We start from the raw sequence: 14,965 nt of genomic DNA, 5'->3' as shown, positions 1-14,965 counted from the left end.
GAGATCAGTCGAGTCCGAGTTCATCCTTGGAGAAGGCGAACAGGTAGGGGACGCCCGCCTCGGCTTCGATCTTTTCCTTGGCGCCGGTGTTGCGGTCCACGATCACGGCCACGGCCTTGACGTTGCCGCCCGCGTTGCGGACGCCCTCGATGGCGGTCAGCGCGGAGCCGCCGGTGGTGGAGGTGTCCTCGAGGACCACGACATCGCGGCCGTCGACGCCCGGGCCTTCCACCTGGCGGCCCATGCCGTAGGACTTCTGGGCCTTGCGGACCACGAAGGCGTCGATGGAGCGGCCCGCGTCGCCGGCGGCGTGCATGAGCGCGGTGCCCACGGGGTCGGCGCCCATGGTCAGGCCGCCCGCGGTCTCGAACTCGATGCCGGCGTCGTCCAGCAGCTGGAGCATGACCTGGCCCACCAGGCGGGAGGCCTCGTGGTGCAGGGTGATGCGGCGCAGGTCGACGTAGTAGTCGGCCTCCTTGCCACTGGAGAGGGTCACCTTGCCGTGGACCACGGCGAGTTCCTTGATGAGGTCGAGCAGGCGGGCGCGGGCAGCGGCGGCGTCGAGGGCAGTCATACGAGAAGTTTATCGACTGGCGGCGGCCGCGCCGTCAGCCGGCTCCTGGACGGGTGGGATTGCGGATGCCCACCGCGGAGACCAGACCGCCCACCACCAGCAGAAGCGCCGTGACGAGGAGGACCCGGTGGAAGCCGTCGAGGTCCAGCGTCGGCCCCACGATGAGACCGAGCACGGCAACGCCCACCAGACCGGCCACCCGTGCGACGGCGTTGTTCACCGCTGAGCCGATGCCCGATTGCTCCTCCGACACCGAGCCGAGGATCGCCGCCGTCAGCGGGGCCACCGTCACGGAGAGGCCGAAGCCGAACAGCAGGATGCCCGGCAGCAGCTGGGTCCAGTAGTCCACCGGCATGCGGGTCGTGACCATGAGCAGATACCCCGCGCCACCCAGGATCGGGCCCAGGGCCATGAACCACCGCGGTCCGTAACGTCCCGCGAGGGATCCGAACCAGCTGGAGAGCGCGATGTTCAGGATGCTGATGGGCAGCGTGGCCAGGGCGGCGAAGGTGGCCGGGAATCCCGCCACCTGCTGCAGGAAGAGCACCACGATCAGGCCGCCGATCGAGAGCGCCGCGTAGATGAAGGTGGTGGCGATGTTTCCGACGCCGAAGTTGCGCACCGTGAACAGGCTCAGCGGCATGAGGGGCTGCTTCGCCGTCGCCTGACGCCAGAGGAAACCCGCCAGGCACAGCACGCCCACGACGAACGGGATCCAGATGCCGGGACTCCCCCAGCCCAGGTTCCCCTGCTCGATCAGGGCGTACACCGGGCCGCCGAGGCCGAGCACGCAGAGGACGGCCCCTGCATAGTCGATCCGGACACCCTGCGCGCGGGTGTCCTTCATCCCGAGCACGGCCAGCAGGTAGAGCGTCACGGCGATGGGCAGGACGTTGATCCAGAACACGGAGCGCCAGCCGACCGTGTCCACCAGGACGCCGCCCAGGATCGGCCCCGCGATGAAGGCCACCGTCGTGCCCGCGGTCCAGTGACCGATGGCCTTCGCCCGTTCAGGTCCGCTGAAGTTGGCGGTGATGAGCGCCAGCGAACTGGGCACCAGGAGCGCCGCGGCCGCGCCCTGGAAGCCGCGGCCCACGATCAGGACCTCCGCCGTCGGGGCGAAGGCGCACACGAGCGAGGTCACTCCGAAGCCGATCAGTCCGGTCCGCAGGATGAGGATCCTGCCGAGCACGTCCGAGAGCGAACCCGCCAGCAGGATGAGGGCGCCCAGCGTGATGAGGTACGCGTCCACGACCCACTGCTGCGTCGCCAGTCCTCCGCCGAACTCACGGTCGATGGCCGGCAGCGCGACGTTGATGACACTGCCGTCCAGGAACGAGACGAAGGACGCCAGGATGGTGATCCAGAGAATGAGCCGCTGGGCGGCGGGGCCGGTCTTCATGCCGAGGGACTCCGGTTCTGCAGCGCGATGCTCCCGGACGGGATGGACCCGGGGAACGACGGCGGGTGCCGACCGTACCATTCTGCCCCCGGGAGGGTTCGAGGTCTCCCCTCAGTCCGTTCGGTGCAGCCCGTCCCGGTTCAGCTTGTCCCGGCGCGCCCGGCTCAGCGCACTCGGCTCATCCCTGGTCAGCCCGCGGCTGCACGGCACGCGCACGGAAGCGGTGTAACCCTCGCGAAACGTGGTGCGAGTACCCTGGGCGTATGCGCGCACTTCAGGCCCAGATCATCGAAGAATTGGGCGTCAAGCCCGAGATCGACCCCGCGGCGGAGGTCGCGGCACGGGTGGACTTCTTGGCGTCCTATCTGCGGGCGACCCGTACCAACGGCTTCGTGCTCGGCATCTCCGGCGGTGTCGACTCGTCGCTCGCCGGGAAGCTCTGCCAGCTCGCCGTCGAGAAACTCTCCTTCGAAGGGGTGGACGCCGCCTTCGTCGCGGTCCGCCTGCCGTACCGCGTCCAGCACGATGAGGACGACGCCCAGGCGGCGCTCGCCTTCATCAGCCCTCACACGGAATGGACCTTCAACGTGGGCCCAGGTGTGGACGGCGTCGAGGAGGAGTTCCTGAAGACCACGGGCTCCGAGATCTCCGATTTCAACAAGGGCAACGTGAAGGCCCGCATCCGCATGGTGGCGCAGTACGCGCTGGCCGGCGAACACAACTACCTCGTGGTCGGAACGGACCACGGCGCCGAATCGGTGACCGGGTTCTTCACCAAGTTCGGCGACGGCGGGGCCGACGTGCTGCCGCTCTTCGGTCTGAACAAGCGCCAGAACCGTCAGCTGCTGGAGCACCTCGGCGCGCCCCGCCAGGTGTGGGAGAAGGTCCCGACCGCTGACCTTCTGGACGGCAAGGCCGGGCCGCACCGACGAGGACGAACTAGGCATCAGCTACGACGACATCGACGACTACCTGGAGGGCCGCGAAGTGCCCGAGGGCGTGGCGTCGACGATCGAGGAGAAGTACCTCAGGACGCGCCACAAGCGCACCACCCCGGTCACGATCCACGACGAGTGGTGGAAGCAGGGCTGACCTCGTGGCCGTCATCCACCGGGCGACGCTGAAGCCCTCGAAGCTCGAACTGCTCGCGCCCTGGCTCGACCGTCAGCCCTGGTCCGGCAACGGCGGCGAACTCGAGCGGATCGGCAGCTACCGCTTCGACGACCCCGCAGGCGAGGTCGGGATCGAAGGATTCCTGCTCCGCCGCGGCTCGGACGTCCTCCACGTGGTGCTCACGTATCGCGGAGCGCCCCTGAATGGCGCCGACGACCGGCTGATCGGCACCATGGAACACTCCGTCCTCGGCACCCGCTGGGTGTACGACGGCCTCGGCGATCCCGTGAGCCAGGAGGTGCTGCGCCGAGCACTCCGCGGTGAGCAGGAACAGGCGCTCCTTGAGCTCCACGACGACGCCGGAACCGTCGTCCAGCGGCCCGAACCGGACGTCCGGGTCAGGGTCGTCGTGGCCGACGCCGCGGCCGGCGCCGCGGCCGGCGGAACTCCGGCGGACGTGACGCCGGCGGACGCCGGGGACGAGGACGGCTTCGACGCGGTGGGCACGGACGGCGAACGGTTCCTCGTGGCCCGCAGGCCGTCCGTTCCGGGTGTGGGGTCCGCTCCGGGAGTGGCTCCTGGTCAGGGTGGATCCCGGCTCGTCGCCACCTGGGCGAACGGCGAGGCCGTCATCGCGGCCCAGGGCTGACCACCCGACCCAGGGTTGAACCCGCACCTCCGGGCTGGGCTCTTGACCCAGGCCTGAGGGCTGTCCGGACGGTCAGCGGCGCTGCCTCCACCGGCTTGTGTGCTCAGTAGTTGCGGGTCGTGGCACCGAACACCCGCGACTACTGAACACGCAACACCTCAGCACCTCGCCGTCAGTCCCGGTTGAACTCGGCCGGACGCTTCTCCTGGAACGCCGCCATGCCTTCCACCTGGTCCGGTGTGCCGAACAGGGAGTGGAACAGCCTGCGCTCGAACACCACGCCCTGAGCGAGACCGGTTTCGAACGCGGCGTTGACGGCCTCCTTGGCCATCATCGCCACCGGCTTGGACTTCCCGGCGATCGTCTCCGCGACCGCGAGCGCCTCCTCGAGGAGGGATTCCGTGGGCACCACGCGGGAGACCAGCCCGGACCGTTCCGCCTCCGAGGCGTCCATCATCCGGCCGGTGAGGACCAGGTCCATCGCTTTCGCCTTCCCCACGGCCCGTGTGAGCCGCTGCGAGCCGCCCATGCCGGGGATGACGCCGAGGTTGATCTCCGGCTGACCGAACTTCGCGTTCTCAGCGGCGATCAGCAGATCGCACATCATGGCCAGTTCGCAGCCGCCGCCCAGCGCGTATCCGGAGACCGCCGCGATCACGGGGATCCGGACCCGGGAGAGCTCCTCCCAGCCGCGGAACCAATCGGCCCGGTACATCTCGAGATGATCCTTGGAGGCCATCTCCTTGATGTCCGCACCGGCGGCGAACGCCTTGGCCGACCCCGTGAGGACCACGGCGCCCGTGCCGGAATCCACGTCCGCAGCCCGGATGGCGTCCACCACTTCGGTCATGGTCGCCAGGTTCAGCGCGTTGAGCGCCTCCGGCCGGTTGAGGGTCACGATCGTGACGCGCCCACGGCGCTCTACCAGGATGTTCTGCACGGGTGCTTGCTCCTTCGCAATCGACGTCTGTGGAATGGGGAATGCGGGCTAAGTGCTGCGGTGTCGGGCGCTGGAGGCAGGGCCTCCAGGATCAGAGTTTCAGATCGCCGCCGTCCGTCTCGCCGGGTTCGAACGGGGCGAAGTACGAGGCGACGAGTTCGGGGCTGACTTCGGTCAGCCCGGGGTGCTCCCAGCGCGGGGTGCGGTCCTTGTCGATCACCTGGGCGCGGATGCCCTCCCGCATGTCCGGGGAGGCGAGGCACCGGACCGCGACGCGGAACTCGTCCCGCAAAGCCTCCTCGAGCGTTCCGGAACAGTGCCGGCGCACGGATTCGAGCGCCACGGCCACGGAACGCGGGCTCTTGGTCCTGAGGGTCGCGGCGGCCGCCTGGGCCTGCGGGTCCGGATGGGTTTCGAGGCGGCTCAGGATGACGGCCGCGGACGCGTCTCCGGACAAGGCTCCCGCGTAGCAGTCCTCGATCCAGGGGGCCGCGCCATCCGCGTCCCCGGCTGCGGCGAGCACCGCCTCCGGCGCCATGCCGGAGAAGCGGGCCACGGCGTCGTCGGCCGTGTCGGTTTCCAGGAAGACGAGGAACTCGGGGAGATTCGCGGCCGGCACGAAGGCATCCGAGAGACCCAAGTGGATCGCGTCCCCGGCACCCACATGGTCACCCGTCATCGCAACGTGGACCCCGGCGGTGCCTGCATGGCCCAGCAGCCAGGTCCCGCCGACGTCGGGGACATAGCCGATGGTGACCTCCGGCATGCCCATCCGGGTGTTCTCGGTGACCACCCGGTGCGAAGCATGGGCGGAGATGCCCACACCCCCACCCAGGACCAGGCCGTCCTGCACGGCGATCACGGGCTTGGGATAGCCGAAGAGGAGCGAGTTCATCCGGAACTCGGCTCGGAAGAAGTCATGGGAGGCCCGCTCCCCGGCCACGATGTCCCTGTACATCGCCACGACGTCGCCGCCGGCGCACAGTCCGCGCTCCCCCGCCCCGGTGATGATGACGTGTTCGATCGTCGGATCGACCGCCCAGGCCCGCAACTGTGCGTCCACCGCCTCCACCATCCCCTGGTTCAGCGCATTGACCGCACGCGGCCTGTTGAGGATGACCACTCCGGCGTGGCCACGCTGGTCGAACTCGACCTCCGCTGACCTCACCTCCGCGTCAGGCTGCCCGGCCGTGGGGGCGGAGGCTGAGAGGGTGGACGGTGCGCTGGTACTGGAAGGCTCCATGGGTCTAGCTTGCCCGAAAGGCGGACCAGTTTCATCTGCAACGGCTCCCGATGTGGAAAAGCCTCCTCCTCCATCGGTGGACGGAGGAGGAGGCTGCGCCGGGCGCGGATCGCGGCCCGTACCCGGGCGCCGAGGCCTCAGGCGAGGACGTCCTCCGGCGTCTCGCCGAGATCCTTGGTGCGGACCTTGTACGTCTCGCGGAGGCCGAGCACACACAGCGCGAGGACCAGGCACGCGGCGCCGGAGTACAGCGCGATGCCGAGAGAGCCGCGGTTGAACGCGATGAACAGGGCCGTGGCGATGCTCGCCGCCGTGCCGCCTCCCAGCGCGGCTCCGGTCTGGTACGTCGCGGAGATGGACGAGTAACGGCTCTCCTTGGAGAACTGCTCACCCAGGAAGGCCGGGATGCAGCCCTGCGGCATGGCCATGAAGATGTTCACGAGGATGAAGGCCACGGTCGCGAGGAATGCGACCCGGCTGTCCACCATGCCGAATAAGAGGAAGAAGAACACCGCGTAGATCACGGCGCCGCCGGCGATCACCTTCTTGCGTCCGATCCTGTCCGAGAGGAGACCCATGAACGGGGCGGCGAGCATGAAGGCGAACGAGCCGGCCACCTGGAAGAGCAGCGACTGGGTGTCCGTGTAACCGCGTTCCTCGGTGTAGGTGACCGTGAACAGGGAGCCGATGTAGGCGATGGTGTTGTAGCCGAACGCGACGCCGATGGCCAGGAGCATCTGCTTCGGGTGCTTCCGGATGGCCGCCAGGAGGGGCACTCGCGGGGCGCTCTCCTTGTTCACCGTCTCGTGCGGCATGCGGGTGCGGGCGATCAGGCCCACGAGGACCAGGAGACCACCCAGCCAGAACGGCACACGCCAGGCCCAGGCGGTGAGCTCGGACTCCGGCAGGAGCGTCATCACCGTGAACACGCCCGTGCCGAAGAGGCTGCCGATGCCGATGCCGGTGCTCGTGAAGCTGCCCCAGAGGCCGCGGCGGTTCTCGGGTGAGTTCTCGATGCCGAAGAGCGACGCGCCACCCCATTCACCACCGGCCGCGAACCCCTGCACGAGTCGCAGGATCACCAGCAGCACGGGAGCCAGCAGGCCGACGTTCTGATAGGTCGGGAGACACCCGATGAGGAAGGTGCTGCCGCCCATGAGGAGGAGGGTCATGATGAGCATGGACTTGCGGCCGATGCGGTCACCGAAGTGACCCACCACGATGCCACCCAGGGGCCGCACGATGAACCCGGCGCCGAAAGCGGCGAAGGCCACCAGCGTCCCCGTCAGCCGGTCCGCGGCCGGGAAGAAGAGCGTGGGGAACACGAGGGCGGCGGCCAGGCCGTAGACGATGAAGTCGTAGAACTCCAGTGCCGTGCCGAAGCCGGAGATGAAGAAGGTCCGCAGCGCGGTGGTGGCCTGGGTGCCCAGCGTCGGGGCATCCTGCGGCGCCGGGGCGGCGGCCGGCGGGGGACTGGGTGTGGGACATGAGAGTGGTTCCTTGAGGAGATGAAGCGGGGAGGAAGGGGAGTCAGAAGCGCGCAAGGCCGTGAACGGCGGCTTCGTCCGGGCGGCCGGCGAAGTAGTCGAGAGCGAAGTGCTCGACGTCGACGCCGATCGTCAGCAGGGTGCCCCACTGATCGATGACGGGCTTGGTCGTGTCCGGGGACATGCAGATGGGGGCGGCGGACCCTTCGCCTCCGCAGGCTGCGCGGGCGCGTTCGACGGGCGCCAGGCCCGTGAGGGTTCCGCGGACGGCGTCGAGGTGCTGATAGCGCTCGGCGGTGGAGGAGTCAGCGGGCATGGTGTCGCCCTGGAAGAGGTCCGGATCGAGGAAGTGGTTGGTGTGGAAGAGCCAGCCGTCCTTACCGGGCCGGACGACGCCGAGGCCGGCCGGGGCGAGTTCCAGGCTCACGGCGCGGGAGCCGCCGTCGTGGAAGTCGAAGACCGTGAAGACGGTGGAGGCGCTGACCGTGGCGCTCGCCGCGATGGCCTGCGCCTCCTCGACGGTCGTGGCCTCCTCCAGGATGCGGCGGGCGATCGCGTGGACCGGAACGCCGCCCTGATCGGAGTCGCTGCGGTGGGACAGGATGTTGAAGTGCAGGCCGAGCCCGGCGTCGTTGACCCCGATCTTCGCGGCGGTGCCGAATTCAGTGAACAGCTTGACCCGGCGACCGGCCGGGGTGGTCAGGTCCAGCAGCAGCCCGTCCGGCACCAGGAATTCATGCCAGTCCCAGGTCTGCAGGGTCTCCGGGGCGCGGTCCTCACCGGTGAGGACCGCGGTGGAGCATTCACCCTCACCGCGCGGCGGCTCGGCCGCGAGGATCTCGGTGCGGGCGCCGACGGCGGCGAGCTGCCAGAGCTCGAGGCCGGCGGCCGAGGCGATGGCCTCCGTCTCCGCAGCCAGGCCGGGCGCCCAGTCGGCCAGTGCCGCGTGGCTCGCCTCGGCGATACGCCGGACGGTCTCCGCAGGGATCGTCAGCGCCGCGAAGTGCTCGAGATACAGCCCGGCCACGTGCTCGAAACGGTCGCCGAATTCCAGCCCGAGATCACGGCCGCGGGCAGCCGGGTCCTGCGTGGTGGAGGTGGCGGTGAAGAGCTTCATGAGAGGTTCCTTCGGGGGGACGATTTCTGAGGTGCAGATCACATTAGGGAAGTAAAACGTTTTATGCAATGATGATTTTCCACATGGCCACCCGGAGGCGCGTGCAGGCGGTCCCGCCCCTGGTGAAATGTGGGTACGACGATTTCAGGAGGGTCCGTGGCACGTGGCAAAGGAGTGACGATCCGGGACGTGGCGCGCCGCGCGGGGGTGTCCATCACCGCCGTCTCCCATTCCCTGAACGGCAAGGGGACCATCAGCGAGGAGACCCGGGCCCGGGTGAAGGCCGCCGCGGACGAACTCGGTTACCAGGCGGACGCCTTCGCCCGCGGCATGCGCCAGGGCAGCATCGGCGCGATCGGCCTGGTGATGCGCTCCCTGGACGCCCTGGGCGATTACACCCCGGCCGGCGTCGACGTGTTCGAGCGTTTCGCGGGGATCCTGTCCTCTCGGGCGCTTGCCCGCGGGCTCAGTCTCACGCTCGTGCCGGATCTGACCCGCAGTCCGGTGCCGCCGCTGGCGTTCTCGATGGACGGGTACGTCATCATGAGCCCCAACGCCCAGGACCCGGTCATCGAACTCCTGGACCGGCGCGGCATCCCCTACGTCTGTTACGGCAAGCTCCTGGACAAGCCCGACTTCACGCGCTGGTCCTCCGAGGACGACCCCCTCGCGGCCCGGCAGATCCTGGCACATTTCGAAGCGGCCGGGGCCCGCGAGGTGGTGCTGGTCTCCGGAACGGACCGGAACGCCTGGAACGCGGACTTCCTCCAGGAGTACCTGTCGTGGTGTGAGCGCCACGGGGTCACGCCGCGGGTCTACGAACAGTCGGAGCGCTCCGGGCTCGACGGCGGCCGAGACGCCGGGCTGCGCATCCTCGCGGACGGCGTGCCCGAAGCGGTGTTCTGCATGACCGGGCGGCACGCGGCGGGCGTGCAGCAGGAGATCCTGGCGGCCGGGCTGACCGTGCCGGGTCAGGTGATGATCGCCGCGGCGTCGGATTCCGAGCACGCCCGGTCGAGCCGACCCGCCATCACGGCCTTCGAACTCAACCCCGCCGGCACCGCGGACCTGCTGCTGGACATGCTGCAGGAACTGCTCAAGACCGGCGAGACCGTGGGTCCCCGCCTCACGCGGGCCAGGCTCCGCCCCCGCGCGTCGACGCGGAAGGAGTAGGTCCGGCCCTCTGATCGACTGCTCCATACGATGCCATTTCCCGCGGATTTCCGGGGATTTCGACATCGTATGGAGCAGTCGATCAGGGGGAGCAGTCGATCAGGGGTGGTTCCAGGGGTGCAGTCAGGGGCGATGCGATTCGAGGATCCGCACGATCTCCGTGAAGCCCATCCGCCGGGCGTTGTCGAGGGCCGTGCGGCCCTGCGGGTCTCGGATGCCGGGGTCCGCGCCTGCGGCCAGGAGCAACCGGACCGCCTCCTGCTGGCGGGGTCCACCGGTGTTCAGGAGGATCGCCTCCTGCATCCCGGTCCAGCCGAGACGGTTCACGTGATTCACCGGGACCCCGGCCGCGATCAGGATCCGGATCGTCTCGACGTGTCCGTGTTCGCAGGCCGGGATGAGCGCGGTCCCGCCGAACCGGTTGACGCTCCGCACGTCCGCGCCCGCTGCCAGGGTGAGCCGCAGGACGTCGTTGAACCCTTCGGCGCCGGCATAGAGGAAGGCGGAATCCTGGATCGAATCCTTGGCGTTGACGTCGCCGCCCTGCTCGATGAGGCGCTTCACCTCGGTGGGGTCGTTCCGCTTCGCGGCGCGGATGAGGTCCTGATCCAGCCGGGCCCGTTGTGCCTCGGTCAGGCGGGCTCGGGCGGCGGCTCGGCCCCGGGCGTCCACTCCCGTGGGCGACGGCGTGCTGCCGCTGTCCGCGGCGGGTGACCCTTCCTGCGCCGGGGACGACGCCGGCGGCGAGGTGCGCGCGGAGGGCGCGGCGCCGTCGTCGGACGGCTGCGCTGAACTCGGCTCAGCGGAACCGGGTGCGCAGGCGGCGAGGAGCCCGACGGCAACGACCGCCAGGCTCCCCTTCAGCACTGCGCCACGCGTCGGCATGGCCTCCATCATGCCTCCTAGCGGCCCAGGATCGCCTCGGCGCCGGCCGTGGCGCAGGCCTCGTCGAGGGCGCCGTCGGGTGCGCCGCCGACGCCGATCCCCGCCACGGACACGCCGTTGACCTTGAGCGGGACGCCACCGGCGAGGAACAGGGTGCCGGGCAGATCGGCGATGGAGGGCTTGCCGTTGCCGCTGATGCGCCCGGCCAGCTCGCTCGTGGGGGCGCCGAAGGCCGCCGCGGTGTAGGCCTTCTGCTTCGACGCCTCGAGGGTGTGCTGGGCGGCGTTGTCGCCACGGAGGACCGCCTGGACGGTGCCGAACCGGTCCACGACCGTGACGGAGACGAACGGGAGCTTGTCCCCCACGCACTTGGCCAGGGCGGCCTGGACGGCCTTGGCGGAGGCGGTCGCGGAGATCCGGTTCTGCGAGACCGTGGTGCCCTCGCCGGCCGGGATGCCCGCCGTGGGAAGGCGCTTGGCGGTCTCCGCGGCAGGCACGGCTGCAGGCTGGGACGCCTGCCCGGCATTGGCGGCCGCGGTGACGCCGCCGGTCAGGAGGAGTGCCGCAGCCGCTGCGGAGAGGACCTTGATGTTGCTCTTGCTGATGGCCATGATGTGCCTGCCCTTCGGGAATGGATCGTGCATGGATCGGAATCGGTGGTCACTGTGCGAGTCCACGGACCCCGGCGTACCGGGTCTCACCGGCCTTCCTGACGGGTCCGTGAACTCCTGACATCCATCCTTCCGAGACGCGGTTCCGGGCACATCGGCAGTTCCGGCAGGGGTTCCTCATGCCTTCGGGTGGCCGTCTCAGCCAAAAGGATGAGACGCGCTTATCCTGTCGGCGCCGTCTCGTAGAGTGGCCCCATGATCACCGCACCCCCGGCAGGCCGCGAGCGCTATCTCGGCGTGGCGGTGCACTGTGGCTTCGCGGTGCTCCTGACCGCCTCACTCATCCGATTCGTCCTGCGGCATGGACCGGAGGAGAACCTCCTCGTCCTGGTCCTGGCTGCCGCGCTCTGCGTGCTGTACGCGGCGGCGGTCCGGCTGCGCGGACCCGCCCGCCCCGTGGTCCTGTGGATCCTCGTGGCGGTCTGGGCGGCGCTCGTCATTCTCGCGCCGAGCTTCGCCTGGTGTGCGTTCGCGGTGTTCTTCGTCGGCCGGTCCGCGGTGTCCGGAAAGGCCGCCGCGCTGGCGACCGGACTGACAGCGCTGAGCACGTCCGTGGGTCTGTTCAAACTCAGTGGGTACACGGATGTGGCGGCCCTCCTGGGCCCGGCGGCCGCGGCACTCGTCCTGACTCTCGTGTACGACCGTCTGGAGGACGCCTTGTCCCGCCAGGCCCAGCTCAATGCGGAACTGCGCACCGCGCAGGCCCAGACGGCGGCCGCGGAACGGGCCGCCGGGACGCTCGCGGAGCGGGAGCGCGTGGCCCGCGAAATCCACGACACCGTGACGCAGGGCCTCGCCAGCACCGTGCTGCTCCTGGAGGCGGCGGACCGCACGGAAGGACTGAGCCCCGAGGTTCGCCAGGCCACCGAGCAGCTCCGGGTGAACCTTGCGGAGACGCGGGGGCTGGTCCACAATCTCGCCACCGCCCCGGAACCCGATCTGCCGCTCGAAGAAGCCCTGGCCGCCGCGGTCCGGCGTCATGTTCCGGCGATGCGGATCAGCGTGACCGGCACCCCGCGGGCCCTGCCGCCCGAGGTGCGGCACGCCGTCGTGCGGATCGCCCAGAGTGCCGCGGCCAACGTCGAGCGGCATGCCTCCGCCCAGGCGGCGAGCGTCACCCTCGGCTTTCTGCCGGGGTCCGTCACGCTGGATGTGTACGACGACGGCGTGGGCTTCCGGCCCACGGCCGCCGCAGAGCCGGGGCCTGGCGGAGGGTACGGACTGCGCGCCATGCGACAGCGGGTCGAGCAGCTCGGCGGCACCTTCGCGGTGGAGTCCACTCCGGGCGAGGGAACCGTGATCGGGGTGGAGATCCCGGCCGGGCATTCCGGCGTGCTGGAAGACAGCGCAGTGGAAAACAGCGCAGTGGAAGGAGGAACGGCATGATCACGGTGCTCCTGGTGGATGACCATCTGGTGGTGCGGAGCGGCCTGCGAGCGCTGCTCAGCACCCAGCCGGACATCGGGGTGGTGGCCGAGGCCTCCTCGGGCGAGGGTGGTGTGGCGGCGGCGCTGGAGCATGCGCCGGACGTGGTGCTCATGGACCTGGCGATGGGCGCGGGCATCGACGGCATCGAGGCGATCCGGAGGCTCCGCGCCGAACGACCTGCACAGGCCGTCCTCGTGTTCACCACCTACGATTCGGACGCGGACATCGTGCGTGCCGTCGACGCCGGAGCCATGGGGTATCTCCTCAAAGACGCCGCCCCGGACGAGATCTTCGCGGCGGTGCGGGGTGCGTCACGAGGGCAGAGCCACATGAGCGCACCCGTCGCGAGCCGGCTTTTCCAGCAGATGCGCAACCCCGACGAGGCGCTGACACCCCGGGAAGCCGAACTGCTGACGCTGCTCACCCAGGGCCTCTCCAACAAGGAACTCGGGCGGAAGCTCTTCATCTCCGAGGCGACCGTCAAGACCCACCTGGCGCACATCTACGCGAAGCTCGGGGTGGACTCCCGGGCCGCCGCCATCGCGAAGGCGCTCCGGCGTGAGGGGATGCGATGACGGTGCCGGCGGCGGAGATCGCAGAGCTCGTCTCCCGCAGGCAAGGGCCCGTGCGGTTCCTGCTGTTCGCCGCCGGGCTGGCCGGTCATCCTCTGGACGATCAGGACGACGTGTTCGCGGCGGCCGTCGAGGACCTGGGCGGCGATGCGGTGCTGCTGGGCGAGACTCCCCTGCTGTTCGCGGGGCTCCACGCCAAGAACCTGTTCGCCCGGCGGCAGGAAAGCGTCGGGTTCCTCGTGACGGATCAGGCGGTTCACGTGCGGGACGCCCCCTCCACGCCGTTCGAACCGGCGACACCGAGGGCGGTGCCGCTCCTCGCCTCCCCTGACCCGGCGGAGGCGGCCCGGAAAGTGGTGCGCACGGCGTCTGCCACCTTCGACCGGAAGTGGGCCGAGACGCTGAGCGATCCCGGCGCGCTGCGGGAGGCACTCGACGTCGTGCGCGAGGTCATCGAAAAGGTGCTTGAGTCCGGCGGAGGGGTCGACAAGGACTTCGGGCCGGACGACTGGGTGGACTGAGCGGACCGCTGAGCGGCTCGGCGCGTGAGCCTTGCCACGTCCCCGGCCCCTGGCCCCGATGAGCCGCGCGGCCGATGACATACTCGGGGGCATGGGAGATCAGCAACTCATGTCGGGGATCGTCGCCATCGGGCTCGGACTGGTGACCGGGGTGCTGCTGTTCGTGCCGTTCGTGGCGGTCAGCTACCGGCGGCGCGGCAGTCTGACCTTCGGCCGGGGGCTGCTCTGGGCAGCGGCCGTCGTGTACTTCTGGGCGATCTGGACGTACACCCTGCTGCCCCTGCCGGATCCGGAGACGGTGCGGTGCGCAGGCGTCAATCTCGAACCGTTCCACTTCATCGCGGACATCCGGGAATCCCTGGCCCGCTCGGGCGCCGGCCCCCGGGCCGCCCTCACCGACACCGCGGTCCTCCAGGTCGCGTTCAACGTCCTGCTCTTCGCCCCGCTCGGCTTCTTCGTCCGGGCGCTCGGTTCCCGGGGTTTCCTGATCTCCACCGTCACCGGGCTGGCCGTGTCCGCTTTCGTGGAGTTCACGCAGCTGACCGGCGTCTGGGGCATCTACCCGTGCGCCTACCGGGTGTTCGACGTCGACGACCTGATGGCGAACACTCTCGGCGCTCTGCTCGGCTCGCTCCTCGCCCTCCCGTTCTTCGGGCGACGCCGCCACGTGGCCCCGGCCGCCGCCGTCGCGCGCCCTGTGACCAAACCGCGCCGCTTCCTCGGCATGCTGTGCGACTGGCTCGCGTTCACCCTGCTCAGCGTCGCCATCACGGTGGGCATCCGCGCATTCCTGCTGTACGTCCTCAACGACCGCGAGGCCCTCAACCGGGACGACTACTCCGCGCTGGTCGGGACCGGCGTCGCCTTCCTGCTGTGGCTGGTGGTCACGCTGGTGAGCGGCCGCACCGTCGGCGATCACGCGGTCCAGCTCCAGTACGACGGCGGCACCCTCCCCCGCCCGCTCGCGCGGGTGCTGCGTCTGCTCGGGGGCATCGGCGGCTACGCGCTGCTCGGCTTCCTTCCGGAGGGACTCGGCTGGGTGGGCTCCCTGTTCGTCCTCGTGTCCCTCGGAACCCTGGTGTTCAGCGCGAAGGGCCGTGGCCTGCCGGGCCTGGTGTCGGGCCAGCAGGTCCGGGACGCGCGGGAAGCAGCGCCGGCGCAGGTCACGGTCCCTCAGGGCTGAACGTCCG

Annotated in this window: 14 protein-coding genes and 1 pseudogene; 7 read left to right on the top strand and 8 right to left on the bottom strand. The window is 69.8% G+C overall.

The features are described 5' to 3' along the window. Positions 1-4: 4 nt before the first annotated feature. The gene (pyrE, locus tag QFZ52_RS01025; protein ID WP_066214684.1) at positions 5-574 is read right to left on the bottom strand and encodes an orotate phosphoribosyltransferase; all 570 of its coding nucleotides are present in this window, start codon (positions 572-574) and stop codon (positions 5-7) included. 34 nt (positions 575-608) lie between these two features. After that, positions 609-1,976, bottom strand: coding sequence for an MFS transporter (locus tag QFZ52_RS01020; protein ID WP_307495775.1), 1,368 nt, complete (start codon positions 1,974-1,976; stop codon positions 609-611). A 263-nt stretch (positions 1,977-2,239) separates the two neighbouring features. Between QFZ52_RS01020 and nadE the strand changes: the two are divergent. Both nadE and QFZ52_RS01010 read left to right on the top strand, forming a co-directional pair. Next, positions 2,240-3,068: pseudogene (gene nadE, locus QFZ52_RS01015) on the top strand (ammonia-dependent NAD(+) synthetase). 4 nt (positions 3,069-3,072) lie between these two features. Beyond that, the gene (locus tag QFZ52_RS01010; protein WP_307495774.1) at positions 3,073-3,738 is read left to right on the top strand and encodes a CG0192-related protein; all 666 of its coding nucleotides are present in this window, start codon (positions 3,073-3,075) and stop codon (positions 3,736-3,738) included. 172 nt (positions 3,739-3,910) lie between these two features. Here the strand turns inward: QFZ52_RS01010 and QFZ52_RS01005 are convergent, their stop codons facing one another. The 4 genes from QFZ52_RS01005 to QFZ52_RS00990 form a co-directional block, all read right to left on the bottom strand. Further along, on the bottom strand, positions 3,911-4,678 hold the full coding sequence (locus tag QFZ52_RS01005) for an enoyl-CoA hydratase (protein ID WP_307495773.1): 768 nt from the start codon (positions 4,676-4,678) through the stop codon (positions 3,911-3,913). Positions 4,679-4,769: 91 nt separating this feature from the next. Then, on the bottom strand, positions 4,770-5,921 hold the full coding sequence (locus tag QFZ52_RS01000) for a 3-hydroxyisobutyryl-CoA hydrolase (protein ID WP_307495772.1): 1,152 nt from the start codon (positions 5,919-5,921) through the stop codon (positions 4,770-4,772). 137 nt (positions 5,922-6,058) lie between these two features. Continuing rightward, positions 6,059-7,465: an MFS transporter gene (locus QFZ52_RS00995; RefSeq protein WP_307495771.1), complete on the bottom strand. Its 1,407-nt coding sequence runs from the start codon at positions 7,463-7,465 to the stop codon at positions 6,059-6,061. Then, the gene (locus QFZ52_RS00990) at positions 7,452-8,525 is read right to left on the bottom strand and encodes a C45 family autoproteolytic acyltransferase/hydolase (protein ID WP_307495770.1); all 1,074 of its coding nucleotides are present in this window, start codon (positions 8,523-8,525) and stop codon (positions 7,452-7,454) included. The genes QFZ52_RS00995 and QFZ52_RS00990 overlap by 14 nt, the downstream gene beginning before the upstream one ends. 156 nt (positions 8,526-8,681) lie before the next feature. Between QFZ52_RS00990 and QFZ52_RS00985 the strand changes: the two genes are divergently transcribed. Next, a complete protein-coding gene (locus tag QFZ52_RS00985; protein WP_307495769.1) occupies positions 8,682-9,698 on the top strand; it encodes a LacI family DNA-binding transcriptional regulator in 1,017 nt (338 codons plus the stop codon). Positions 9,699-9,821: 123 nt separating this feature from the next. Here the strand turns inward: QFZ52_RS00985 and QFZ52_RS00980 are convergent, their stop codons facing one another. Together QFZ52_RS00980 and QFZ52_RS00975 are read right to left on the bottom strand one after the other, a co-directional pair. Continuing rightward, on the bottom strand, positions 9,822-10,595 hold the full coding sequence (locus QFZ52_RS00980) for an ankyrin repeat domain-containing protein (protein ID WP_307495767.1): 774 nt from the start codon (positions 10,593-10,595) through the stop codon (positions 9,822-9,824). 5 nt (positions 10,596-10,600) lie between these two features. Further along, positions 10,601-11,194, bottom strand: a complete 594-nt coding sequence (locus QFZ52_RS00975; RefSeq protein WP_373425690.1) for a GlcG/HbpS family heme-binding protein — start codon at positions 11,192-11,194, stop codon at positions 10,601-10,603. Between the two features lie 255 nt (positions 11,195-11,449). Between QFZ52_RS00975 and QFZ52_RS00970 the strand changes: the two genes are divergently transcribed. The 4 genes from QFZ52_RS00970 (at position 11,450) to QFZ52_RS00955 (ending at position 14,958) form a co-directional block, all read left to right on the top strand. Then, on the top strand, positions 11,450-12,640 hold the full coding sequence (locus QFZ52_RS00970; RefSeq protein ID WP_307495765.1) for a sensor histidine kinase: 1,191 nt from the start codon (positions 11,450-11,452) through the stop codon (positions 12,638-12,640). Continuing rightward, positions 12,637-13,257 (top strand): response regulator, encoded by a 621-nt coding sequence (locus QFZ52_RS00965; protein WP_307495764.1) that lies wholly within the window; start codon positions 12,637-12,639, stop codon positions 13,255-13,257. The genes QFZ52_RS00970 and QFZ52_RS00965 overlap by 4 nt, the downstream gene beginning before the upstream one ends. After that, on the top strand, positions 13,254-13,775 hold the full coding sequence (locus QFZ52_RS00960) for a hypothetical protein (protein WP_307495763.1): 522 nt from the start codon (positions 13,254-13,256) through the stop codon (positions 13,773-13,775). Before QFZ52_RS00965 ends, QFZ52_RS00960 begins: the two co-directional genes overlap by 4 nt. A 91-nt stretch (positions 13,776-13,866) precedes the next feature. Then, positions 13,867-14,958, top strand: a complete 1,092-nt coding sequence (locus tag QFZ52_RS00955) for a VanZ family protein (protein ID WP_307495762.1) — start codon at positions 13,867-13,869, stop codon at positions 14,956-14,958. Positions 14,959-14,965 lie beyond the last annotated feature (7 nt).

The organism is Arthrobacter woluwensis (assembly GCF_030816155.1).
Lineage (GTDB): Bacteria > Actinomycetota > Actinomycetes > Actinomycetales > Micrococcaceae > Arthrobacter_E > Arthrobacter_E woluwensis_A.
The sequence above is the reverse complement of the archived record's forward strand: the minus strand, read 5'-3'. Positions and strand labels throughout refer to the sequence as shown.

Excerpts from the sequence above, each read along its gene's own strand:
- pyrE (WP_066214684.1), bottom strand. The coding sequence starts at position 574 with ATGACTGCCCTCGACGCCGCCGCTGCCCGCGCCCGCCTGCTCGACCTC.
- QFZ52_RS01020 (WP_307495775.1), bottom strand. The coding sequence starts at position 1,976 with ATGAAGACCGGCCCCGCCGCCCAGCGGCTCATTCTCTGGATCACCATC.
- QFZ52_RS01000 (WP_307495772.1), bottom strand. The coding sequence starts at position 5,921 with ATGGAGCCTTCCAGTACCAGCGCACCGTCCACCCTCTCAGCCTCCGCC.
- QFZ52_RS00990 (WP_307495770.1), bottom strand. The coding sequence starts at position 8,525 with ATGAAGCTCTTCACCGCCACCTCCACCACGCAGGACCCGGCTGCCCGC.
- QFZ52_RS00980 (WP_307495767.1), bottom strand. The coding sequence starts at position 10,595 with ATGATGGAGGCCATGCCGACGCGTGGCGCAGTGCTGAAGGGGAGCCTG.
- QFZ52_RS00975 (WP_373425690.1), bottom strand. The coding sequence starts at position 11,194 with ATGGCCATCAGCAAGAGCAACATCAAGGTCCTCTCCGCAGCGGCTGCG.
- QFZ52_RS00970 (WP_307495765.1), top strand. The coding sequence starts at position 11,450 with ATGATCACCGCACCCCCGGCAGGCCGCGAGCGCTATCTCGGCGTGGCG.
- QFZ52_RS00965 (WP_307495764.1), top strand. The coding sequence starts at position 12,637 with ATGATCACGGTGCTCCTGGTGGATGACCATCTGGTGGTGCGGAGCGGC.
- QFZ52_RS00960 (WP_307495763.1), top strand. The coding sequence starts at position 13,254 with ATGACGGTGCCGGCGGCGGAGATCGCAGAGCTCGTCTCCCGCAGGCAA.
- QFZ52_RS00955 (WP_307495762.1), top strand. The coding sequence starts at position 13,867 with ATGGGAGATCAGCAACTCATGTCGGGGATCGTCGCCATCGGGCTCGGA.